This is a genomic window from Rhodococcus sp. 06-235-1A (assembly GCF_002258785.1).
Taxonomy (GTDB): Bacteria; Actinomycetota; Actinomycetes; order Mycobacteriales; family Mycobacteriaceae; genus Rhodococcoides.
Window position 1 is genome coordinate 153,055 of record NZ_NOYI01000012.1, and the last position, 22,953, is coordinate 176,007.

Below are 22,953 nucleotides of genomic sequence, written 5' to 3' on the forward strand. Positions count from 1 at the left end.
CGACGCGAACGCACTCGGCGACAGTCAACGAGAGACGCTGTAGCGCAAGTAGACCCAGCCGGAAGCCTGGAACACACGTTGTTCCTCGAGCGCCAGGTCGAGGTGGTGTCCAACCGGGAAGTATGGCTTTCCGCCACCCAGAATGGTCGGCAGGAGGATCACCTCGAACTGATCGATCTCGTCGACGAGCGACTCGGCCAGTGCGGCCCCTCCGACGGCCAGCGTGCCCTCGGTCTCTCGCTTCAGACGTCGGACCTCCGCGACGGCATCGGAACTGCGCACCAGCCGACACCCATCGGCCACGGAGTCGAGCGTATCGGAGAAAACTATCCGCGGCGTGGCCTTGTACAGCTCGGCGAACTCGGCCTCCACTTCGTCGCCGTCGGCGCGTGCCGGGTCGGTCCAGTACTCCTCCATGGCGTCGTACAGCCGACGCCCGAAGAGAAAGGCAGCAGTGGCCTCCGTCTGCCGGTTCGAGAATCGATGAGACTCTTCGTCGGGCATCGAGAAGTCGAGACTGCCTGCGGCATTCTCGATGAAGCCGTCGAGAGAAACGTGCATGTTGTAGGTCAGAATGGCCATGTCACTCCTTGTGTCAGTCGGTCGTATGTATCGACCTGACCGGAGTGCGTAATTCATCGGACGGACCCGATGTCGGGGATGTTCGGTTCAAGATTGCCATCGTTACGGTACCGGTCGGCGCGCTACGGCTGTGCCGACGAAACCCCGGCGCGCTCGGCCAATCGGGAGACGAAGCCCGCGATCTCTGTCGGCTTCTCCTCTGCCATGAAATGGCCGGCGTCGATCGGTTCGTATGTCAGATCCGACGCCCAGGCACCCCACAGCGACGCCGCGTCGAAGCCCAGTTGCGAACCCCAGTCCTGCGAGATCACTCCCACCGGCATGGTCAGTCGCGATCCGTCGGCGCGGTCCTGTAGATCCATGGCGAGATCGGTTCCCGCAGTGGCCCTGTAATCGGCGACGATGGAATCCACTGCGTCGACCGAGCTCTCGATGTAGTGCTGCCGAACAGCAGGCGCAAAGGTCGAACCATTGGGGTCCCACGCGTCGAGGAACGAACCGAAGAACTCGGGAGCGACAGCCTTGATCATCTTCTCCGGCAATCCCGAGGGTTGAGCCATGAGGTACATGTGCCAAGCCACCTTTGCATCGACCCCTCGCAGCACATCCCAACTGTCTGCGGTGGGGAGAACATCCAGGATGCCGAGATACAGCACTGCAGACGGATGATCGAGTCCTGCTCGGACTCCGACGAGCGCACCGCGATCATGTCCCACCAGCCCGAAACGATCGAATCCGAGCGACTCCGCAACCCGCACGATATCCCGCGCCATCGTCCGCTTCGAGTACGTTGCCGAATCAAGTTCGGCCGGCTTCGCACTCGCACCGTACCCGCGGAGATCCGGCACGATGACGGTGTGCCGCGACACGAGCTCGCGCGCTACGTGTCGCCACATGTAGTGGGTCTGCGGAAAGCCGTGCAGCAGAACCAGAGCCGGCCCGGCCCCGGCAACAGCCACGCTCAACTCCACGTTCTCGTCCACCGGGACCATCCGGTACCGGAAATCGTCCATGGTCAGCGAATTCATTGTGGCTCCTTCACTTCCGGGAGGTCTGACGAGCGGTCTGGGTGTCCGGAGAATATCCCCGGCGGTAGTTCGTCGGTGTGAACGGCACTTGCGCGCAGAGCCGGAAGGACGACCGAATCGACCAGCGCTTCGAGATAGCAGTCGTCGAGGTCCAATCCATTGAGCCGACGAAGCAAGATGACGGAACCGACGACCTCGTCGAAGGGGAACGGATCGGTTCCTTCGAGGAGTTCGCCGCGCTCGACGGCGGCTGCGATGACAGCATCGGGAAGACGGGCACCGGTCGGACCCACGGACCTCTCGATCTCATCGCACAGTTCGGGATCCTCCAGTCCTGCTTGCAACAGCAGGAGAGGCATCGACCCGTCGGCGTCCGCCATGGTCCGCACCAGACGCCTGCAGAGAACGAGCACATCACCGCGCAGAGTGCCGGTATCAACGACATCCGAAGCTCCGCGGGAGGCGGGTCCAGCCTTGATAGCCGCAATCACCATCTCCCGCTTGGTTTTCCAGCGTCGGTACAGCGTCGATTTCGAGGCTCCTGCCCGGCGCGCCACGCCCTCGAAAGTGACCCCGTCGTACCCCACCTCGCCCAGTAGGGCGTTGACGACCCGGAGGATTTCGGACTCACGCCGATCGTCCCGCGGACGACCGGAGCGGCCCTCCGGGACCTCGTGGTTGTCGAGAGACTTTCGATACGGCACGTGCCGTATCGTATCAGCAATCAGTCGCAACGGTCGCCAACCGTTGTGCGTTTTCGCGAACCACGGGAGGTGAGTTCACGTGGACGCAGGTGCAGCGAACGCTACGTCGAGGAATCCGGAAGGGGTGGCAGTGCCTGCCGGTTCAGAGGATCGCACCGAACAACTGATCCGAGATTCCGTCAAGTCCGGTGGCTCTACTGCGACCGACGTCGACCTCTGCACCGCCGAGAAGTCACCGGCCTATCCGCGGTTTCAGTCCAGAATGGCCGTTGCCTCGACCTCGACGAGGACGTCGGGTTCGAACAAGTAGTCCACGCCGATCAGCGATGCGGGTGGCATCGGTGTGGGCAGCCCGATCTCGTCGGCGACGCGGGTGACGCCGTCCATGAACTCACCGATCCGCTCGGGAGCCCAGTGCGTGACATAGAACGTCAACCGCAGTACGTCATCGAATGTCGCGCCGGCACCGGTCAATCCGATAGCGGTATTGCGGAGCGCCTGGGCGACCTGTCCGGCGAGGTCGTTCGCCGCAATCGCCGATCCGTCCTCGTGGCGTCCGATCTGACCGCTGACGTGGATATGCCTGGATCCCTGCCCCACCGCTACGTGGTGATACGGGGTCGGTTGCATCAATCCGGCCGGGGTGAATCGAGTGACGCTCATGAAGGTCCCTTCGTCGTGGTCAATTTGCAGGTATAACCTTGATACTTGGTACACAGAGGACACTTCAAGGGAACCAGGTTTCATGACCGATACCGCCGAGGGCAATGCAGAACCGAGTATCGCTGCCCCACATCGGGAGCTGCTGGACCAGGTGCTCGACAAATGGTCGCTGCAAGTACTGAACGAACTGTGCGAGCGCCCCTGCCGGTTCAACGACCTCCGCCGCTCGATTCCGACGGTGACGCAGAAATCACTGACCGCAACACTGAGAAAACTCGAACGCAACGGAATCATCGAACGCACGGTTCTGAGCACCCGCCCGGTGGCGGTGGAGTACCGAATTACACCGCTGGGCAAGACGCTTCGAGATCCCGTCGATGTGCTGCTGGCCTGGGCAACCGCACACATGGACGAAATCGACAGCGCACGAGCTCGATTCGATGCCCTATGACGGCACCGATGGCTGCCGATCCAGTGGAGAAAATAAGTTGCTCTCGCGCGAGTCCGTGGCACTGTGAAGGACATGGATCTCGCAGCTCGTCTCGTCGCGGCACCACGGGGTAGACGATTCTGCGCCGAGGTCGCTCTGTGTGCCGACGCGACGGATTCGGTATGGAACGCGCTGATGACGGCGGCCTCTTTCTCGAAAGACGTTCATGCAGAACGCGCTCTGCTCATCCACGTCGTGAACGCGATCCCTTCCTCCAAGCTCGTATCACTGACGCACGCCGACTTACTGATCGCGCTCGAACAAACAGTGAACAGCGCGCGCTACTGGCAACCGCCCGACGAGGTCGACGAAGCGCTCAGGGCACCAGCACTCGACGACACGCTCGAACGCATCGCACGGGCAGTCATGGATTCACCACACGCCACCTGGTGGATGAGCGCTACCGAACTCCTCACGCAGAGAGCCGTTCAGTGGTATCACGGAACACTCGGAGGTTGGGACGCAAGATTCGGCGATCGAGGGACGTCGATATGGCCGTCGTGGCGTCGACAGATGATCGCCGAAGAACACCGTGCACTGAGGGATCGCCCGGCCGACCCAGCGGCCGCAGTGACCGGTCGCTGGTGGTCGAGTCCGGCGAACAGTGGGTGCGCGAGCACCACCCGGATGGTCGCCGAATTGCCGGCCGTCGAACTCGACCTCCGCGAGGACTCGCTCGGTTCGACGCGAGCGCGTGTGCGGCAAGCGCAGCCGAGACCGCACACGCGCATCTACGAAATCCACTCACCTGCGGACTGGACCCGACTCGTCGAGCAGTACCCGCTCGACGTCAGCGCATCGAAAAGGCATGACTGGTTCAGCACGACCGGGCGCGCCGGTCACTGGCACATGCCGGACTGGTCCGCAGTGGGCGAGGACTACGACGCTGCGCACCTGAGCGTGATCGGATACCTCACAACATCGGGAATGGCCCTACCGGTACGGGTTCGGCACATCGAGAGCGCCTCGGTGCTGGCCGGCTGGAGTCCGGACGAGACCTATTGGCTGAACCCCGATGCCGTTCACATCATCGATGATGCAACCGAATACGACAGAGACGACGAACGATGGCACCCGGAGTGAATGCCTCAGCATTGTGCTGCGCTGCAGTCCCACACCTCGCCGGCCGACCGTCGGTTCGATGTACCGGGCCCGAAGCAAGCGGTAGATCGCCTGGTCGACGGCTATGCAGAGGGGGGCCCAGGGTTCGAGTGCAGACATACAGGGCACCCACTACGTGAGCGCAGCAACTCTGCTGGTCGCGATTCGGAGGTTCTTATGTACCTGCACGTTCAGTCACTCATTCACGATATCGCCACCGACGAGCCCGATCCCGCCGCCGCGAACGCCCTCCAGGAAGGGCTCGGAGGACAGTTCGGCGAGATGCGAACGATGATGCAGTATCTGTTTCAGGCCATGAACTTCCGCGGCGCGGCCGCGAAACCGTATCGGGACCTCATCCAGGGAATCGGAACCGAGGAGATCAGCCACGTCGAACTCATCGGCACCACCATCTCTCGTCTGCTCGACGGCTCGCCGGAGTACCAGGGGAAGCTGAGCGACCCTCTCGACACACCCGGCGCCGGCGGAGCAACCCCGCTGAATCTCGCACTGTCGCAGGGCAATATCCACCACTACCTCGTCGGTGCTCAGGGCGCGCTACCCGTGGACTCGGTCGGCAACCCGTGGAGCGGTAGCTACGTCTACAACTCCGGCAACCTGGTCCTCGACCTGATGTACAACCTGATGCTCGAGTCGACCGGCCGCCTGCAGAAGTGCCGCATGTACGAGATGACGGCCAACAAGGCTGCGCGATCGACCATTTCGTATCTGATCGTGCGCGACCAGGCACACGAGAACGGCTACGCGAAGGCCCTCGAGACGCTGGGTGTCGACTGGAAGAAGACGCTGCCGATCCCCAAGACCAACGCCGAGAAGTTTCCGGAGGTTCAGAAGTTGGTCGAACTCGGGTTGCAGAGCAAGCAGTACAGCTTCGATCTGACCGGCGCATCCGAGGCCGGCCGTATCTTCCAGGGCATGTCCCCGTCGAAGGACGGCACCGATCTCGATGCGAGCGAACAGGCACCCGAAGGTGTTCCGATGGAAATTTCACCGGAACGGCTCGAGGAGTTCGCTCCCGGACTCGATACCGACCTCATGAAGCTGATTCAGCAGACCGCCGAAATGGAGATGGCAGACATCGACGCCACGTTCGGAAAGATGAAGTAAATCTTCCCCTTTCGCAGCCCGACCTCTACCGCACGACGGTGGAGGCCGGGCATCTTCACGTCCAGTAGAGAAGCTGCGCGTCAGGGAGCACGGACTCGAGTTCTTCCACGAACCATGTCCGCATCTCCGACATGACGTCCTTGGGGTAGACATACTTCACCCCGCCGAACTTGTTTCTCTTTGCCGTGCGGGCACTTTCGTCCATCTCGAGTTTCGTCCCCGGATACCAGCTCAACAGCACGTCCTTGCTGGACGGCGTGAATCGATGGGTGATGATCTCGGCAGTGAGGTCGAGATCGGGGACGTCGCGCACCGCGTCGGCGACGTTCGCAAGCAGTCGACCATATTGTTCGCGCCAGTCCGGAATGGGCATGATCGGTGCGATGGTGAGACCGACTCGATAGCCGGCGAGCGCCAATTGCCGCAACGCCTGTATGCGTGCAGGCATCCGCGCGGTCCCGCCCTCGAATCGATGGGCAATGTCATCGGCGTTGACCGATAAGCGAACCCGGGTGCGACGCCGGTGATCGATCGTGACCAACTCGGTGACGTCGTCGAACTTGGTGGTGAAACGCAGCGACACATTATCGCCGTAGGTTCCTGCACCCACCCTGCGGACGGCCTCGGCGAGCGATCCCGTCACATGCTCGATCCCCAGAGGATCTGTGTAGCAGGACAGTTCGAAAGTGGTGCCCTCGTGTCCACGCTCCTCGGTTCCCGAGGTGATGGTGCCGCGGCCGGCGTGAGTGCCGATACCGGCCAGGACGTCGTCGATGTTGGCGAACACCCGAGTGATCGGTGGCCCGGACAGCGACCCTGCCAGATAGCAGTACTGACAATGCGCCGGGCACCCTTTGGCCAGATCGATCCGCCAATCGGCGCTCGGCGGAATCGGTTGCGGCTTCAGCACACTCGGCGGTGCTACCACCACTGCCATCGTCGTCTTGGCTCGTGCGTAGGTCTCGCGTTCGGTCTCACCGCGCAGGCCGGTCAGGCGATCCCCCGGCAGAACGTCGATCTCGGTCACTCCGGCCGCTTCGCATCGCCGAAGAATTTCCGCGGTGTGGGGAAGTTCCGACGCGGATCGCGTGACCAGGACGCGAGAGGGCGTCCAGAGTCGGGTGGGGGCAGACAGAAGATCGTTCATTACTGGTATCAACGTCAGGGGACCCCAGAACCTTCCCGATCACCGCAGCTCAGAGCAAATATTCGTCGATCACACCCAGCAGAGCTCGCACCGCAGCACTGTGCGTCCGGCCCGTCGGAGTGGCAACGGCGAGGGGCCACTTCAGGTCGGCTCCCACGATGGTCTTCACGCGCACACTGCCGGTGCCGGTGCCGGTGCCGGTGCCGGTGCCGGTGAGGACGAAACTGGGCAGGAGCGCGATTCCCAACCCGTTACGCACGTAGTCGACGCCGGTGGAAATATCGGTGATCTCGATGGCCACCCTGCGTCGCAGGCCTGCTGCGGCGAAAGCGCGGTCCGCCACCGCCCGATTACCGAAGCCCACCGGCGAGTCGATGAAGTCGAACTCGGCGATGTCGTCCAGCGTCAACGACTTTCGTCGTGCCAACGGATGATCGAGGGGAAGGGCGAGATCCAAGACGGACGAGGCGAGCTCGCGCACGTCGACCCCCACCGGACTGCGGCCCGAATCGGAAACGAACGCAAGGTCGAGCCGACCGTCGGCGACGGATTCTACCAGACCTTGCGTCCCCGATGATGCTGCGCCGGTGAACAATTGAACGTGGGGGAATCGGCGGTGATACTCCCCCAGCAGGCCAGGAAGATCGATCAGGCCGATAGCCGTCAGCGTCCCGATTCGCACCGTTCCGCGCAATCCTCCTCGCACTTCGTCGACCACATCACGGGCATCTCGCGCGGCATCGAGAACCACCCGCGCGCGTGGCAGCAGAGCGCGCCCGGCCTCGGTGAGCAGTACCCGTTTGGAGTTGCGATCCAGGAGCGAGGCACCCAGCTCACGTTCGAGCGATTTGATCGCCGCCGATACTGCCGATTGCACGATGTGCAGGCGTGCAGCCGCGCGCGTGAAGTTCTGCTCTTCGCTGACCGCGACGAAGTACTCGAGGTGCCTGAGCTCCATCGGTCGATAATCGCATATACAGATAGTTGTGAGCTGTTTTTCTCGTTGGACGTGATCGTAGGTTCCGAGGAAAGTCGTATCCGAACGATCACCACCGACATCGGAGAACGACATGTCCCACGGCACCCTGACTCTCACACCGCAGACGCAGACCTCGGATGCAACCTCGGCTCGTCGCCACGGCATCGGTTTCTGGGTGGTTGCGGCGGCATTCCTCACGGCCATGGCTTTCTCCACCGTGCCCAGTCCGCTGTATCCGCTCTATCAGCTGCGCGACGGCTTCTCGACATTCATGGTCACCATCGTGTTCGCTGCCTATGCCGTCGGCGTGATCGTCAGTTTGATTCTGGCCGGACATGTCTCGGATTGGGTCGGCCGAAAGAAGGTTCTGATCGCAGCGTTGCTGCTCGAACTGGTGGCGGCTGTGATGTTCCTCAGCGGGACAGCACTCCCCTTACTACTCGTTGCGCGGCTCATCACCGGACTCGGCGTCGGAGCACTCACAGCGACCGCCACGGCCTACCTGCACGAGCTGCATTCGACGCACCGGCCGACTGCCTCCGGCCAGCGGTTCGAGAAGGTCTCCACAGCAGCGAACATCGGCGGGCTCGGGGTAGGGCCGTTGGTATCCGGGTTCCTGGCCCAGTTCGTGGCTGCTCCGCTGCACACCTCGTACGCCGTGTTCGCGGTCCTGCTCGTCATCGCCGTGGTCGGAGTCACACTGGTCCCGGAGACAGTGGCCGAATCGACGGCACGGCCCGCTTACCGTCCACAGAGGATCAGCGCCGATCACGGTGAACGCGCGGGCTACTTCGCCGCGGCTGCCGCGGGCTTCGCATCGTTCGCGGTGTTCGGCGTATTCACTTCGGTAGCACCGGGATTCGTTGCAGGGACCCTCGATCACCCGTCTCGCCTACTCAGCGGTGCGACCGTCTTCGCGGTGTTCGGAACAGCAGCCGTGGCGCAGACCCTGACCAGCCGCATGTCGGGTTCGACCAAGCTCGCGCTGGGCATCGCGGCCGAGGCCCTCGGCCTCATCGCACTGGTCACCGGCATGTACACGCTGAGCCTGCCGACATTCCTGATCGGCGGAGTGATTGCCGGAATCGGTGCCGGTGTGCTGTTCAAGGCCGCAGTGGGAGCAGTCGCCGGGATGGCAGCGCCGGCCGAACGAAGCGCAGCCCTGGCCGGACTGTTCCTGATCTCCTACCTGGGACTCGGCATCCCAGCCGTGGGAATCGGAATCGCCACCCTCTCGATGTCCGCCACCACGGCCATGACCGGACTTGCGGCCATCGTGCTCATACTCCTGACAGGAGTGACACTGCTGGCCCGACGCGCATCGGCAACTCGCTGATCAGGGCAGCGATGTCGAGACGAGGGGTGTCGGGTAAGAACTCCTCATGCCCTTTGCCGACGAACTCATCGGACCGGACACCGCTCGCGCGCTGTTTCGGACCGTTCGCACCGCCGCACCGAGCGCTGATCTCTCGTTACTCGATGCCGCGGCAGGTCTCTTGGGGCCACTCGCGCTTCGAGCGCGCGCCGATCTACTGTGCGATGCGCTTCTGACGGGATTGCCGGGCACCTACGTCGAGTTCGCCCGCACCATCCGACGGGCAGCCCCGGATCCGGACTTCCGAGGATGGTTGATCTGGCCCGTCACGAGTGCTGTTGCATCGAAGGCCGTCGAGGCGAAGACCAAGGGCGCGTTCGACGACGGGATGTCGTTGCTCGCCGAACTCACCGGCCGGCTCAGCTCGGAATTCGCCATCCGCACTTTCCTCCGAGCCGATCTGGATCGCTCTCTCGCCATCGCGCTCGAATGGACGCAGTCATCGGACGAACACGTGCGACGCCTGGCGTCGGAAGGCACCCGCCCGTACCTGCCGTGGGCGGTGCGAGTCCCCGAGATTCTCGAGCGGCCAGGAGTCACGGTGGCGATTCTGGACCGGCTCTACCGAGACGACAGTGACTACGTTCGGCGTTCGGTTGCCAACCACCTCAACGACTTCAGCCGGGACGTCCCGAACATAGTCGTCCAAACCGCTGCGCGGTGGCTCGAAGCCCCGGATGCGAACACCGACCGGCTCGTACGACATGCGTTGCGAACGGTGATCAAGAACGGAAACACCGAAGCGCTTGCTCTCCTGGGGTTCGCTCCGGCCGATCTGGACGTGACAGGCCCGGCCCTCGACGTCGCGGAGGTGCACGTAGGCGACAGCGTGGAATTCAGCGCATCGATCCGCAACCTCGGCCTCGAACCCGCAAAGGTGGTGATCGACTACATCGTTCACCACACGAAGGCCAACGGTGGGGTGAAAGGAAAGACGTTCAAACTGAAGACGACAACGATCGCGCCCAGTGCCAGCCTCGACGTTCGTCGGCGACATTCCTTCAGGACATTGACCACACGCAAGTACTACCCCGGCCCACACGCGATCGAGCTCCAGATCAACGGTGTGAGTTACGGTCGCGCGACCTTCCAGGTCGTGAGCTAGCGGCAGGACACCGTGCCGTTCACCGACCTTCGAAGTGCGGCTTCCGATGCTCGGTGAACGCGGCCATCGCTTCGGCCGAATCCTTCGTGGACTGCACGACGGCCTGGTGAGATGCGATCAGGTCGAGCGACAGGCGCAGGTCGCCGTGAGCGCCGGCGCGTACTGCGCGTTTGATGAGTTGAACGGCCACCGGTGGCTGCGCGGCGAGCCGCGCCACCGTCGCCTCCAGGGCCGACCGTAGATTCTCGAACGGATGCACTTCGTCCACGAGGCCCCAACTCGAAGCCGTTGCAGCATCGATGAATTCGCCGGTCCACAGCATGTGCAGCGCGCGCGACCGTCCGATGATCGGAGGGAGGTAGTGGCACCCACCGTCACCGGGTACCAACCCGACGCGAATGTAGCCCTCGGAGAACCGAGCGGTGTCGGCGGCCAAACGGTAGTCACCGGCCAGCGCCATGTCGAGGCCGGCACCGACAGCAACACCGTTGAGGCCGATGATCAGCGGCTTGGTCAGATCGTCGGCGGCCAGCGCCACAGGCTGGACGTACTCGGTCATCATGCGCCGACTTTCCAGAGGCGACGACGTACCCCGGGCCAGCGATCCCAGGTCCGCTCCGGAGCAGAACGCGTCACCGGTTCCGGTCACGGCAACGACCCTGACGTCGGGGTCGGCCTCGAACCTGCGATATGCAGATCCCCACTCGCGCAGCATCTCCGGAGTGAACGCGTTCTTCTTCGCTGGTCGATCGAGCTCGATCCAGCCAACGTGGTCGCGTGTGCCGATCCGGATCCCGTCGATACTCATCGGTTCAGTCCTTCGGTGGATGCGGTGACGAGGTTCCACACACCGTCGGCACCCGCGGCTATCGCCGAGGTGCCCAGTCGAGAAGCCCAACCCCTGCCGATGGCGTCGCGTGACGCCCACAGCCGCGTTGTGTACAGATGTAGGTCGCTCAACTCGGTGAACCCGATTGCGCCGTGCAGTTGATGCGACAGTCGGGCTATCTCTCCGGCCGACACAGCGGCTTGAACCACCGCGGCGGTGACGGCTGTCCGGCCCGCCGCCGACAACGGCCCGGACCCGGCAGCATCGAGATGCCGCAGGGCGACTCGAACCACCCCACGCACCAATGCCACCTCCTGAAGGAGGAGAGCTTCGTTCTGCTTGACTGCCTGGAAGTGATCGAGCGTGCGGCCGAACTGCTTACGGGTCGACGTGTGGGCCACCGTCATCTCCGCGCACCGTTGCGCCGCCCCGGCGATCAGCGCGGCGTGCACCAGCGCCAGACGAAGCCGGACGTCGGTGGCCAACTCGCGCGAGACCGGAACCGGAGACGCGATCTCCACGCCGTCGAACACGAGGGTGGACAACGGATTTCCGGCCAGGTCGGTTTCGGTGTCGAGTATGCGGACCTCGTCTGGAGCAACGAAGACGGCGGGACCGCTCGGGGTGTCGACCAGGACCACCACCGCATCTGCGGTGCTCGCGAACGAAACTCGGGCGACCGTGCCGGTCACGGTGATCGCGGAGCCGACGCCCTCCGCACCGAGAGGTCCTACCGTCGATTCGGCGTTCGCATGGGTGTAACGCACCACGAGGGACGTCGAATCTGCGACAGCAATCGTCGAATTAACCTCTACGACTGCATGACCGGCCGAGCGCAGTAGCGGTCCGACCACGAGGACGGATTCACCGATCGGTGCGGCAGTCGCGGAATAACCGGCCGCGAACACTACGTCGACGTCTCGCGCACGGGGTTCGGTGGCATTGCGAACACGGTCTCCAATGATTGTCGTGGCGCTCATCGTGCGGTGACCTCTTTCGTGATGATCCCGCGCAGAATCTCGTTCGTTCCACCGCGCAGGGTGTATCCGGGTGTGTGGAGGAGGGCGAAGGCGAGCAGTTCGGGGTGGGTACCGATCGTCGCCGAGATGGCAGGAGCCACCGGGGAGATCTCGCGAACCTGCTCGACGAGATCGCCTTCGAAGCGGGTGCCGAGGTCTTTGACCATCGCCGCTTGCACGTCCGGAGACTCACCCGCCTGCAACGCCGACGCGACGCCGAGCGAGAGTGCGCGCAATGCGACCAGACGAGCCGTGAGAGTTCCGACCACCGCCAGCTGGTGATCCGTGTTGGACTGCGCGGCAAGAACACCGAGCAGTGATTCCAATACCGGCAAGGTCGAGAGGAATCGTTCGGGTCCGCTGCGCTCGAACGCAAGCTCGCCGGTCACCTGTTTCCAACCGTCTCCTTCGTTGCCCAGGACGCGGTTGTCGGGGACGAAGACGTCCTCGAGGTGCACGGCATTGAAGCGGTGCTCACCGGTCAGCAACTCGATGCCCTCGACTCGAACTCCCGGAGCGCGCAGGTCGACCAGGAACTGCGTGAGTCCGTCGTGCCGGTTCTCGTGGTCGGAGGTGCGGGCCAGAACTATGGCGTAATCGTTGAGGTGAGCACCACCGGTCCACATCTTGGTGCCGTTCATCTTCCAACCGCCGTCCACTTCGTCGGCTCGGGTCTGTACCGACGCGAGGTCGGACCCGCTCTCGCTTTCGCTCATTCCGATCGAGAAGAAGCATCTACCCGCTGCGATGGCGGGGAGGAAGGTCTCCCGCTGTTCGTCGGTGCCGTGGCCGAGGATCGAGATACCCGCCTGACGATCGGACACCCAGTGGGCGGAGACGGGTGCGCCTGCCGCCAACAGCTCCTCGATGACGACGTACCGTGCGATCGGCCCGGCCCCACTGCCGCCGTAGCGCGTGGGTAGAGCCATGCCCACCCAGCCTCGCCCCGCGAGCCGCTCGCTGAAGCCGCGGTCCCAACCCGACAGCCACGAGTCGGGGCGGCCCATCACCGTTCCGCGTCGTCGTTCCTCGTCGAGGAATACTCGGACCTGGCGACGTAGGTCGACCGCGGAATCGGGCAGATCGACGTCGGGGAATCGGACGAGCTCGTCCACCGCGAGGTCTCGCTCGCGGTCGATGGTGGTGGTCATGATGTCGCTCCCGTGGTGGTGAGATCCGGTGTGCTGCCGGAATGCTGTGGTCGGTAGCCGATTTCGGCGAATACTTCGTCGGTGTGTTCGCCGATCGTGGGGCAGGGCCGAATGGTCGGCTCGGGGTACGCCGAGTACCGAACGGGGACGGCAACCTGGCGATAGGTTCCCTCGGTGGGGTGCTCGGCATCGACCACGAGTCCGCCGGCGACGGCGTAGTTGCTCTCGCTTGCCGATTTCAGGTCGAGGACCGGTGCGGCGGGGATGCTGGCGTGGTCACAGAACTCCTGCCATTCGGCGGAGGTTCGCGACGGTGTCAGTTCCGAGACCAGTCGGTACAGGTCGTCTGCGTTCTCGGCGCGCCGGGACATCGAAGTGAAGCGGGGGTCGTCGACGAGATCGGTCCGGCCGACGAAGGTGAAGAAGTCTCGCCAGTTTCGGTCGTTATAGGGCAGGATGCACATCGATCCGTCGGCTGTGCGTTGTGCCCGGCGGGACGAACTGAGTGCACGCCGGTAGCCGTACGGTGCTTCGGGATCCAACGTCGCTGCGGCGAGGTGCTCGACGAGGTTGAAGGCCAGCATCGTGTCCGCCATCGGGATCTCGATGTTCTGCCCCACTCCGGTGCGATCGCGAAAAACCAACGCCGCCAACACCGACGAGACGATCTGCATGCCGCAGATCTTGTCGACCAGCACGGTCGGAACGAAGTAGGGCTGTCCCGTGACCTGCTCGTTCAGGGCCACCAGGCCGGACGCGGCTTGCACGATGTCGTCGTAGGCTGCGTGGTTCCCGTACTTGCTGTCACTCCGAAAGCCCTGCCCGCGTGCGTAGATCAGTCTCGGGTTGACGGCACGAAGGTCGTCGTAGGTGAGTCCGAGACGGCCGATGGCGTCCGGGCGGACGTTCGTGATGAACACATCGGCGGTGGCGACCAAAGCCAGCATGGCCTCTCGGCCACCAGTGGCTTTGGCGTCGACGACGACGCTTCGCTTGTTTCGGTTGAGATTGAGAGTCGCTCCGGCCATACCGGTGTGGCGAGCGGAACCCATCGATCGGGTCATGTCTCCGCCCGGCGGTTCGACCTTGATCACGTCGGCTCCGAGATCGCCCAGTTGTTGTCCGGCGTACGGTGCCATGATCACGCTCGCGAACTCGACGACTCGAATTCCTTCGAGGAGGCCGGTTTTCGCATTGTCTTTCGTGTTCGTCATCGCTCGACATCCCTCTCGAAGTTGCGGTTCAGTGGCGAGTGTCGTTGACGCGCCATCGTTCTCGTGCCCGGAATCGATGGGGTCATGACTCCACGATGAACGACACCGAGGACCTCGTCGAATGTGTACGTATATCCGTAAGATGTGGCGAATGAGTAGTGAGGGGCATCGGACCTTGATGCGCACGGACCGGATTCTCGACTACGTCGCGCGCTGCGACGAACCACCCACCCTGTCGGCGCTCGCGCGTTCGATCGATGCACCGGTGAGTTCGACGCAGGACCTCGTCCGCGAATTGTGTGTCCTCGGGTACCTGACGATGACCGGCAAGCGGTATGCCCTCGGCCTCCGCCCGCACATGCTCGGAATGATCGCCGGATCGGCGACGGCATCGTGGGTCGATCATGCCGAGCTCGTCCGCCTCAGTGAGGTGGCCAGGGCACCGATCGGTATCGCCGCTCTCGTGGGGCACGAGATCTACTACCTCGACCACGCAGGGCCGCGCGCACCCGACCACATCCAGATAGTGGCCGACGACCACCGCCCCCGCCCCACCTTGCGTACCGCTGCGGGACGTCTCCTGCTCGCCCGCGCCGACGAGCCCGTGCGGGAGAGGATCCTGAGCGGACTACGTGGAGACGACCCGGAGGGAGCCGCGCAGTTTCAGCGAGAGCTCCCGACTATTCGTCGAGATCGATTGGCCCGCAGCGACGGACTCGCCGATCCGGACATCGCTGCGATCGCAGTCCCCACCGCCCGGGCCACCTCGGCGTTCGTTCTGTTCGCGCGACGCGCGCCGCGGCGTGGTCGAGTTCCGGCTCTCGAATCGGCCGCTCGCCGCTTGCAGAACGAACTCGGTCGGTGAGTCGGTACCGGACGCTTTCGCGCGGGCTGCCAGTCAGACCTGGTCGACGATGACCGGCGGAACGAGCACGAACTTTCCGACGTGGTTCTTCTCCAGGAAGCGCTGCTGCGCCGCAGCGATCTGCTCGAGGGGAAACGATTCGGCCAGCAACGGACGAATCTCACCGGCCTCGATGTACGACACGAGGTTCGGAAACACGTCCTCGTCCCACGCCGTGCACCCGAGGAGCGTCAGATCGTTCAGGTACATCGTGCGAAGGTCCAGCTCGACGACGGGTCCCGCGATTGCACCCGAGGACACGTAAGTCCCTCCACGAACGAGGAGGTCGAGCAGGGGACCGAAACCGTCGCCTGCGACGTTGTCGATCACCACATCGACGCTGTGTTTGCCGAGGGTGACCACCAGATCTGCGTCGCGCCCGTAGATCTCGTCGACGCCGAGTTCGCGGAGCTGATCGTGTTTGGCTCGGCTCGCGACGCCGATCACGCGCGCGCCGCGTCGAACGGCGAGTTGCACTGCGGCAGAACCGACTCCACCCGAGGCACCGGTGATGAGAACCGTCGACCCTCGACTCACTCCCGCGCGAGCGACCATGTTCTCTGCCGTGCCGTACGCACACGGGATCGTCGCCAGCTCTGCGTCGGTCCAGTCACAATCGACAACGAAGACCTCGCTCGCCGGAACGACGACGAACTGAGCGAACGCGCCGTCCATGTCCGAACCCAACCAGCGCGTCTCGTTCGACGAGAAGCCGTCGACGCGCATGCACGATCGCACCAGGACCCGGCGACCGACGATGGATTCGTCGATACCTGGACTCGCACACACGAGCCCGCAGCAGTCCGTGCCCTGAATCAGCGGAAACGGCGTTGTGTCGTTCCACCCGCCGTCGGGGTACCAGCCCACGCGCGTGTTGATTTCGGTGTTGTTCATCCCTGCCGCCAACACCCGAACGAGCACCTCACCCGGACCCGGCACTGGTCTGGGCACCTCGGACACGACGAGCTTGTCGTATCCACCGGTGCCGGTGGTGACGATCGCTGTCATCAGTTCACCGCGGGTGCTGCTGTTTCGCATGAACTGATCTTGCAGGACCGACGCGGCGAACAGGTCGATTCACAGCTGGACCGAACAACAGAAAGGCCCCCGACACGCTGATGCATGTCAGGGGCCTGCTGGTGGAGCCGCCTAAGAGAATCGAACTCTTGACCTTTTCATTACGAGTGAAATGCTCTACCGACTGAGCTAAGGCGGCGTGCCTTTCGGCGTTGGTGAGTCTAACGGAGCATCCCGTCGAAACGAAAATCGCCCTCCCTGGCGGTCAGCCCGCCAGGCCGAGTCCTTCCGCAGGCCCGCTGAGGATCGACTTGACGTGCCTGGTCACGTCGTCGGCCAGCACCTCGGTCTCGCCGGCCTCGACGGCGTCGAGCACCTGGCGCACCACGTCGCGCGGGTCGTTCTTCGGGACGTCGAGTTCGGCGATCATGTCGGTGTCGGTGTACCCGAGATGCACCCCGACAACGAGGGTTCCCTGCGGTGCGAGCTCGAGCCGGAGAGAGTTGGTGGCCGACCAAATCGCCGCCTTCGATGCCCCGTAGGCACCTGCACCGCCGAGCCACGACAGCACCGAGTGAATGTCGACCAACGCCCCGCCGCCGTTTGCCTTCAGTATCGGAGCGAACTCTTGCGCGATTCGCAGCGCGCCGAAGACATTGGTCTCGAACACCGCGCGAACGTCATCGATCGACGTCGTCAGCAACGGTGTCGTTCCGGGAGCGCCGGCGTTGTTGAAGACGATCGACACATCGGATGCGATATCGGCAAGTGCGGCAACGGAATCCGCGTCGGTGACATCGAGTGCAACGGGAACCACCCGAGGATCCGAGTCCTCTCGCGGGCTCCTCGCCGTCGCGTAGACCTTCGCCGCACCACGCTCGAGCAATGCATCGACCGTCGCCTTACCCAGACCGCGCTGACCGCCGGTCACCAACACCGTTGCTCCTTGAATCGACACCATCGGACTCATCCTTACGACAGAGGTTAAATGCTTTTGACTATGTCAGTCTTAGTTGACCAGAACGACATAGTCAAATACTGTTCACATATGTCACAGTCGCCGACAGAGCGCTTCCACCTCGCACCGGCACCCGACGGTCTGCAGGTGGTTCAGAATCTGTTGAACACGCGAGCCATAGACGTGTACGGACTTCCCGACCTCATCGCCGACGGTGAGGCAGCGTCCAGGACCTGGGAAATGCCTCTGTCGGACGACGATGCGGTCACGCTGCGAACCTTGCGTTCCGACGTGGAAGCGGCCATTGCAGGCGATGTGGCTGCGCGTCCGGCCGTCCGAGTCGAGCTCGTAACGGACATCGATGGAACGGTACGACTGTCACCGACCGGGACCGGGACCGACTGGATCGCGTCGGAAATCTGGTCCGAAGTGCTGCTCGCACAGAAGGCAGACACGTGGCGTCGACTCAAGCGATGCAAGAACGAGGTGTGCGGATCCGCCTTCTACGACCGCTCCCGCAACAACAGTGGGGTCTGGCACGACGTCAAGACCTGCGGCAACGTTGCCAACCTGCGGGCCTCACGGGCGCGCAAGAAGGAGCGGAACTAACGCAGCGCGTCGCCCAGAGTCGCCACCATCGCGTAGATGGCGAACTTGGGTTTCGCGTTGACAGCCAACGACTCTCGGCATTCGAGGATCGCCTCGATGCTCTTCAGCAACGCCTCGGGCGAGACGGCTTTCGCCATCCGCTCGACCTGCTCAGCCATGTCGGGGTGCGTCGCTGTCGCGGTCGATCCGTACGAGCGAGCAAGGGCATCGCGATACAGTCCGACCAGATCCATCAGCGCGCGATCGAGTGAATCGCGACCGGTTCTGGTGGCACGAGACTTCTGCCGCTTCTCGAGATCCTTGAGCACCCCGGCCGAGCCACGCAGCGCACCAGCCGCACCCTTTCCGGTGCCACCCGCACCCAGAGCTGTTCGCAGCTCCTCGGTCTCGGCCTCGTCGCGGGAGGCACTCATCTCCTTGGCCTCGTCCTCGGCGGCCTTCACCAACTCCTCGGCCGCGAGGTACGCCTGATTGGGCCGAGCTGCGGCCGACGCCAGAGCCAGCGCCCGTTTACGACGTGCCCGTGCGTCCTCGTCGGTGGCGAGACGACGCGCTCTGCCCACGTGACCGCCACTGATCGACGCGGCCCATTCCGCCGTCTCGGCGTCGAGCTTGTCGCGGGTCTGCAGCACCTGGGCGATCGCCGGCACGGTGGGCGTCACCAACGAGACATGACGGCATCGCGAACGCAGGGTCACCGAGATGTCCTGCGGATCGACCGACGGAGCGCACAACAGGAACACCGTCCGCGCCGGCGGCTCCTCGACCACCTTCAGCAGCACGTTTCCGGCACCCTCGGTGAGCCGGTCGGCGTCCTCCACCACGACCACCTGCCACAGACCTGTGCTCGGCCGACGCGAGGCGATGGACACGATGTCGCGCATCTCCTTGGTGCTGATGCTCAGGCCCTCGGGGACGACGCGTCGCACATCGCCGTGGGTACCGGCCATCGTCGTCGAACACGCCTGACAGTGACCGCACCCGGGAACACCGTCGGTGGTGCACTGCAGGGCCGCAGCGAAGCACAGAGCAGCTACGGAGCGCCCCGATCCGGGAGGGCCGGTAAAGAGCCACGAATGCGTCATCGCCGAGGAGTCGACACCGGTACGAGCAGCAACCGCGGCAGCCGTCAGATCGGCCTCGACATCTTCCTGACCGACCAACCGATCGAACACACCCGCCATGACGCCAACCCTAATGGTTGGGACCGACTACTTCGGCGCGGGCAGGTACGGCTCGAGCGAACGCAGAATGTCCTCGGTCGTCGCGCACGCGTCGATCGGTTCCGTGGGCTCGAAGTCGATCTCGAACACACTCAGGCTCACGTTCCCCCCGGACGTCGCGGTCTGTGCATTGCACGACTGACTCTTCCCGTCGTCGTCGAGGGTCGAGCGGATTCGAAACACGTCGAAGGTGAAGGCACCCACCTTCTCCGACCGCACGTCCTCCAAATCCGGAATCGACTTCGGATCGGAGAAAATCAGGAATTCGGTAACGGACATGGTCACCGACAGCGAGTAGTCCGAACTCGTCCACACACAGACGCCGGATGTATCGGGTATCCCTGGAGTGAGCGAGTCCTTCAACTCGAGCGCGCCCTTCGGATCCAAGCTCGCGAGCGGCAACGAACACGGATCGAACAGCTCACCTGCCGGCACGTCCGGCCTGGACACCGACGGAGTCACCGAACCCTGCTCGGCTGCCGTCGCTCGGCCCTGGACCACCTGAGAGCAGCCCGTCGACGTTGCAACGACGCATCCGAGGGCTACGAGACCGATCAATCCGCGCTTCACGACGGTTCGACGCGTCCCGTCGACCGAATGTTCCCGCCGATCGCCGAACTCGAAGTTACGGCGGCTTACGGCCGTCTTTCCGTCCACAACTTCGAGCTCGTCGGGCTATTCGCTCTCGGTCTTCTTCGCCGGAGCCTTCTTGACCGGGGCCTTCTTCGCGGCAGTGGTCTTGGTGGCAGCGGTCTTGGTTGCGGTCTTCTTGGCAGCAGCTTTTTTGGCCGGAGCCTTCTTCGCCGCAGCTTTCTTTGCCGGGGCTTTCTTGGCGGCCGCCTTCTTGGCCGGTGCCTTCTTCTTCACCGGTCCGCGAGCACGCCTGTCCGCCAACAACTCCGACGCACGATCATCGGTGATCGACTCGACCTCGTCGTCCTTGCGCAGGCTTGCGTTGGTCTCACCGTCGGTGACGTACGGCCCGAATCGGCCGTCCTTGATCACCATCGGCTTCTCACTGATCGGGTCGACACCCAACTCTCGCAGCGGCGGCTTGGCCTCACCCTGACGGCCGCGACGCTTGGGCTCGGCGTAGATCTTCAAAGCCTCTTCGAGACTGACCGTGAACATCTGATCCTCGTCCGCGAGCGAGCGAGAATCGGTGCCCTTCTTCAGATACGGGCCGTAACGGCCGTTCTGCGCGGTGATCTCTTCCTTCGACTCGGGATCGACGCCCACGATGCGCGGCAACGACAGCAGCTTGAGTGCATCCTCGAGCGTGATCGTCGCCAGATCCATCGACTTGAGCAACGAGCCGGTCCGCGGCTTGGGGCCGGTGGCCTTCTTCGCGGCAGCCTTCTTGGCCGGTGCCTTCTTGGCTGCAGCCTTCTTCACCGCAGTCTTGACGCCACCGCCACCATCACCGTCGTTGCCGGACGGGATGGGCACGATGTCGGGCTGAGGCGGCGTCGGCTCGGGTTCCGGCTCGGGCAGGATCTCGGTGACGTACGGCCCGAAACGGCCTTCCTTCGCGACGATGTCGTGGCCGGTCAGCGGATCGACACCGAGCTTGCGGCCCTCTTGTGGTGTGGCGAAAAGCTTTTCGGCGAAATCGATCGTCAACTCGTCCGGCGGAAGATCGTCGGGCAGGTTGGCGCGCTGGCTGATCGGGTCGCCGTCGGGATCGTCGTCGCTCTTGACCATGCGCTCGAGGTACGGACCGTAACGGCCTACGCGCACATGGATTTCGCGTCCCTCGGAGTCGTCGAACAGACGGATCGAGTTGATGGTGCGCGCATCGATCTCCTCGAGATTCTGGCCCACCATTTTCTTCAGGCCACCGGAGCGCGCCACCGAACCCTCGGCACCGGTCTCGCCGCCGAAGTAGAAGTTCTGCAGCCAATCGCCGCGGCGCTCACGGCCTCCCGCGATCGCGTCGAGATCGTCTTCCATGCCTGCGGTGAAATCGAAGTCCACCAGACGCCCGAAGTGCGCTTCCAGCAACGCAATCACCGAGAACGCCACCCACGACGGCACCAGAGCACTGCCACGCTTGTAGACGTAACCGCGGTCGAGAATGGTCTTGATGATCGACGAATACGTCGACGGCCGACCGATTCCCAGCTCTTCGAGCGTCTTGATGAGCGACGCCTCGGTGAATCGAGCCGGCGGGTTGGTGGTGTGACCGTCGGGATCGAGCTTGGTGGCCGTCACTGCCTGGCCGGCCTTCAGCGCGGGCAGACGTGACTCGGCGTCGTCGGTCTGACCGCCCGCCTCGTCGTCGACGCTCTCGACGTAGGCCTTGAGGAAGCCGGCGAACGTGATGGTGCGACCCGACGCGGAGAACGTGCATTCCTCGCCGGTGCCTGCGGTTCCGGTGATGCGCAGCGTCAGCGTGGTGCCGCGCAGATCCGCCATCTGCGACGCCACCGTGCGCTGCCAGATCAGCTCGTACAGCCGGAACTCGTCGGTCTGCAGCGCAGAGTGCAGCTGCCCGGGAGTCTGGAACACATCACCCGCGGGGCGGATGGCCTCGTGCGCCTCCTGTGCGTTCTTGACCTTGCGGGTGTACTGCCGCGGAGTGGGATGCACGTACTCGGGGCCGTAGAGCTCGGTCGCCTGCGCCCGTGCCGCGGAGACCGCCGACGCGGACAGCGACGTCGAGTCGGTACGCATGTAGGTGATGTAGCCGTTCTCGTACAGACGCTGCGCCACACGCATGGTCCGTTCGGAACTGAATCGCAGCTTGCGGCCTGCCTCCTGCTGCAGCGTCGACGTCATGAACGGCGGGTACGGCTTGCGGGTGTACGGCTTGTCCTCCGCCGACGCGACCGTCAGATCGACGCCTTCGAGAGCCTCGGCGAGGCGTCGGGCACGCGGTTCGTCCAGCACGGTCACGGACTCGGTCTTGAGCTTGCCGTCGGCCCCGAAATCGCGGCCGGCGGCGACGCGATTGCCGTCGACATTGACCAGCCGGGCACCGAAACTGCGGGGGCTCGCCTCGGCACCGGCGTCGAGCGTGGCGGAGATGTCCCAGTACTCGGCGCTTCGGAATGCCATCCGCTCGCGCTCACGCTGGACGATGATGCGGGTGGCGACGGACTGCACTCGGCCCGCCGACAGCTTCGGCATGACCTTCTTCCACAGCACCGGGCTCACTTCGTAGCCGTAGAGACGGTCGAGGATACGACGGGTCTCCTGGGCGTCGACCAGGTCTTGGTCGAGGTCGCGAGTGTCGGCGGCGGCCGCGAGGATGGCCGGCTTGGTGATCTCGTGGAAGACCATGCGTCGAACAGGGACTTTGGGGTTCAGGGTCTCGAGGAGATGCCAGGCGATGGCCTCACCCTCGCGGTCGGGGTCAGTGGCGAGATACAGCTCGTCGGCGTCTTTGAGCAGGCTTTTCAGCTCTGCGACCTTGCCCTTCTTCTCGGGCGAGACGACGTAGAGTGCCTCGAAATCGTGGTCGACGTCCACGCCGAGGCGCGCCCAGGGCTCGCCTTTGTACTTGGCAGGGACGTCCGCAGCACCACGGGGAAGGTCGCGAATATGGCCGACGGAGGCCTCGACGACGTAATTGCTCCCGAGGTAAGGGGCGATCTTCTTTGCCTTGGTCGGGGACTCGACGATGACCAGACGACGCGGCTCGGCGGAGCTGTCCCCCGTGCCGTTCTTACGTGCTGCCACCTTGCTGCCGAACCTTCCCTAGTGCGTTTTCACAGGCACATTT

General features: G+C 63.9%; 22 protein-coding genes and 1 tRNA gene. 7 read left to right on the forward strand and 16 right to left on the reverse strand.

The window, feature by feature from the left end:
• Positions 1-24: 24 nt before the first annotated feature.
• The 4 genes from CH275_RS11145 to CH275_RS11160 form a co-directional block, all read right to left on the reverse strand.
• Complete coding sequence (locus CH275_RS11145; RefSeq protein WP_094678046.1) at positions 25-582, reverse strand: dihydrofolate reductase family protein; 558 nt, start codon at positions 580-582, stop codon at positions 25-27.
• Positions 583-704: 122 nt separating this feature from the next.
• Positions 705-1,610: an alpha/beta fold hydrolase gene (locus tag CH275_RS11150; protein WP_094678048.1), complete on the reverse strand. Its 906-nt coding sequence runs from the start codon at positions 1,608-1,610 to the stop codon at positions 705-707.
• A complete protein-coding gene (locus CH275_RS11155) occupies positions 1,607-2,314 on the reverse strand; it encodes a TetR/AcrR family transcriptional regulator (protein ID WP_094678050.1) in 708 nt (235 codons plus the stop codon). Before CH275_RS11155 ends, CH275_RS11150 begins: the two co-directional genes overlap by 4 nt.
• Positions 2,315-2,566: 252 nt before the next feature.
• On the reverse strand, positions 2,567-2,977 hold the full coding sequence (locus tag CH275_RS11160) for a RidA family protein (RefSeq protein WP_094678052.1): 411 nt from the start codon (positions 2,975-2,977) through the stop codon (positions 2,567-2,569).
• Between the two features lie 82 nt (positions 2,978-3,059).
• On the opposite strand from CH275_RS11160, the gene CH275_RS11165 reads away from it, so the two are divergent.
• The 3 genes from CH275_RS11165 to CH275_RS11175 all read left to right on the forward strand — a co-directional run bounded on the left by CH275_RS11165 (position 3,060) and on the right by CH275_RS11175 (position 5,696).
• Complete coding sequence (locus CH275_RS11165; RefSeq protein ID WP_094678054.1) at positions 3,060-3,428, forward strand: winged helix-turn-helix transcriptional regulator; 369 nt, start codon at positions 3,060-3,062, stop codon at positions 3,426-3,428.
• A gap of 72 nt (positions 3,429-3,500) precedes the next feature.
• Positions 3,501-4,550 (forward strand): hypothetical protein, encoded by a 1,050-nt coding sequence (locus tag CH275_RS11170; protein WP_094678056.1) that lies wholly within the window; start codon positions 3,501-3,503, stop codon positions 4,548-4,550.
• Positions 4,551-4,745: 195 nt separating this feature from the next.
• The gene (locus CH275_RS11175; RefSeq protein ID WP_094678058.1) at positions 4,746-5,696 is read left to right on the forward strand and encodes a manganese catalase family protein; all 951 of its coding nucleotides are present in this window, start codon (positions 4,746-4,748) and stop codon (positions 5,694-5,696) included.
• Positions 5,697-5,751: 55 nt separating this feature from the next.
• Here CH275_RS11175 and CH275_RS11180 read toward each other — a convergent pair whose 3' ends face one another.
• Positions 5,752-6,843 (reverse strand): spore photoproduct lyase family protein, encoded by a 1,092-nt coding sequence (locus CH275_RS11180; protein ID WP_094678060.1) that lies wholly within the window; start codon positions 6,841-6,843, stop codon positions 5,752-5,754.
• 49 nt (positions 6,844-6,892) lie between these two features.
• Complete coding sequence (locus CH275_RS11185) at positions 6,893-7,801, reverse strand: LysR family transcriptional regulator (protein ID WP_094678062.1); 909 nt, start codon at positions 7,799-7,801, stop codon at positions 6,893-6,895.
• Positions 7,802-7,913: 112 nt separating this feature from the next.
• Between CH275_RS11185 and CH275_RS11190 the strand changes: the two genes are divergently transcribed.
• Both CH275_RS11190 and CH275_RS11195 read left to right on the forward strand, forming a co-directional pair.
• Positions 7,914-9,158: an MFS transporter gene (locus tag CH275_RS11190; RefSeq protein WP_094678064.1), complete on the forward strand. Its 1,245-nt coding sequence runs from the start codon at positions 7,914-7,916 to the stop codon at positions 9,156-9,158.
• A gap of 46 nt (positions 9,159-9,204) precedes the next feature.
• The gene (locus CH275_RS11195) at positions 9,205-10,302 is read left to right on the forward strand and encodes a DNA alkylation repair protein (protein ID WP_094678066.1); all 1,098 of its coding nucleotides are present in this window, start codon (positions 9,205-9,207) and stop codon (positions 10,300-10,302) included.
• Positions 10,303-10,321: 19 nt separating this feature from the next.
• On the opposite strand, the gene CH275_RS11200 is transcribed toward CH275_RS11195, so the two are convergent.
• From CH275_RS11200 to CH275_RS11215, 4 genes are read right to left on the reverse strand one after another with little or no spacing between them, the layout of a single operon-like run.
• Positions 10,322-11,110, reverse strand: a complete 789-nt coding sequence (locus CH275_RS11200) for an enoyl-CoA hydratase/isomerase family protein (protein WP_094678068.1) — start codon at positions 11,108-11,110, stop codon at positions 10,322-10,324.
• Positions 11,107-12,111, reverse strand: coding sequence for an acyl-CoA dehydrogenase family protein (locus tag CH275_RS11205; protein WP_094678070.1), 1,005 nt, complete (start codon positions 12,109-12,111; stop codon positions 11,107-11,109). The genes CH275_RS11200 and CH275_RS11205 overlap by 4 nt, the downstream gene beginning before the upstream one ends.
• Entirely contained in the window at positions 12,108-13,301 is a 1,194-nt protein-coding gene (locus tag CH275_RS11210) for an acyl-CoA dehydrogenase family protein (RefSeq protein ID WP_094678072.1), read from the reverse strand. Before CH275_RS11210 ends, CH275_RS11205 begins: the two co-directional genes overlap by 4 nt.
• Positions 13,298-14,515, reverse strand: coding sequence for a CaiB/BaiF CoA transferase family protein (locus CH275_RS11215; protein ID WP_094678074.1), 1,218 nt, complete (start codon positions 14,513-14,515; stop codon positions 13,298-13,300). The genes CH275_RS11210 and CH275_RS11215 overlap by 4 nt, the downstream gene beginning before the upstream one ends.
• A gap of 151 nt (positions 14,516-14,666) precedes the next feature.
• Between CH275_RS11215 and CH275_RS11220 the strand changes: the two genes are divergently transcribed.
• A complete protein-coding gene (locus CH275_RS11220) occupies positions 14,667-15,380 on the forward strand; it encodes a helix-turn-helix domain-containing protein (RefSeq protein ID WP_094678076.1) in 714 nt (237 codons plus the stop codon).
• Between the two features lie 33 nt (positions 15,381-15,413).
• Here CH275_RS11220 and CH275_RS11225 read toward each other — a convergent pair whose 3' ends face one another.
• The 3 genes from CH275_RS11225 to CH275_RS11235 form a co-directional block, all read right to left on the reverse strand.
• On the reverse strand, positions 15,414-16,457 hold the full coding sequence (locus CH275_RS11225) for an alcohol dehydrogenase family protein (RefSeq protein WP_218828777.1): 1,044 nt from the start codon (positions 16,455-16,457) through the stop codon (positions 15,414-15,416).
• Positions 16,458-16,559: 102 nt separating this feature from the next.
• Positions 16,560-16,635 (reverse strand) — tRNA-Thr (locus CH275_RS11230).
• 66 nt (positions 16,636-16,701) lie between these two features.
• Entirely contained in the window at positions 16,702-17,397 is a 696-nt protein-coding gene (locus tag CH275_RS11235; protein ID WP_094678078.1) for an SDR family oxidoreductase, read from the reverse strand.
• 87 nt (positions 17,398-17,484) lie between these two features.
• Between CH275_RS11235 and CH275_RS11240 the strand changes: the two genes are divergently transcribed.
• Positions 17,485-18,003, forward strand: coding sequence for a CGNR zinc finger domain-containing protein (locus CH275_RS11240; RefSeq protein WP_094678080.1), 519 nt, complete (start codon positions 17,485-17,487; stop codon positions 18,001-18,003).
• On the opposite strand, the gene CH275_RS11245 is transcribed toward CH275_RS11240, so the two are convergent.
• Genes CH275_RS11245 through topA form a run of 3 tightly spaced genes read right to left on the reverse strand, consistent with a single transcriptional unit; the run spans position 18,000 to position 22,910 of the window.
• Entirely contained in the window at positions 18,000-19,187 is a 1,188-nt protein-coding gene (locus tag CH275_RS11245; protein ID WP_094678082.1) for a DNA polymerase III subunit delta', read from the reverse strand. The two genes, CH275_RS11240 and CH275_RS11245, sit on opposite strands and share 4 nt — an antisense overlap.
• A gap of 27 nt (positions 19,188-19,214) precedes the next feature.
• Positions 19,215-19,883, reverse strand: a complete 669-nt coding sequence (locus CH275_RS11250) for a DUF3558 family protein (protein ID WP_094678084.1) — start codon at positions 19,881-19,883, stop codon at positions 19,215-19,217.
• 18 nt (positions 19,884-19,901) lie between these two features.
• A complete protein-coding gene (gene topA, locus CH275_RS11255) occupies positions 19,902-22,910 on the reverse strand; it encodes a type I DNA topoisomerase (RefSeq protein ID WP_094678086.1) in 3,009 nt (1,002 codons plus the stop codon).
• Positions 22,911-22,953: the final 43 nt, after the last annotated feature.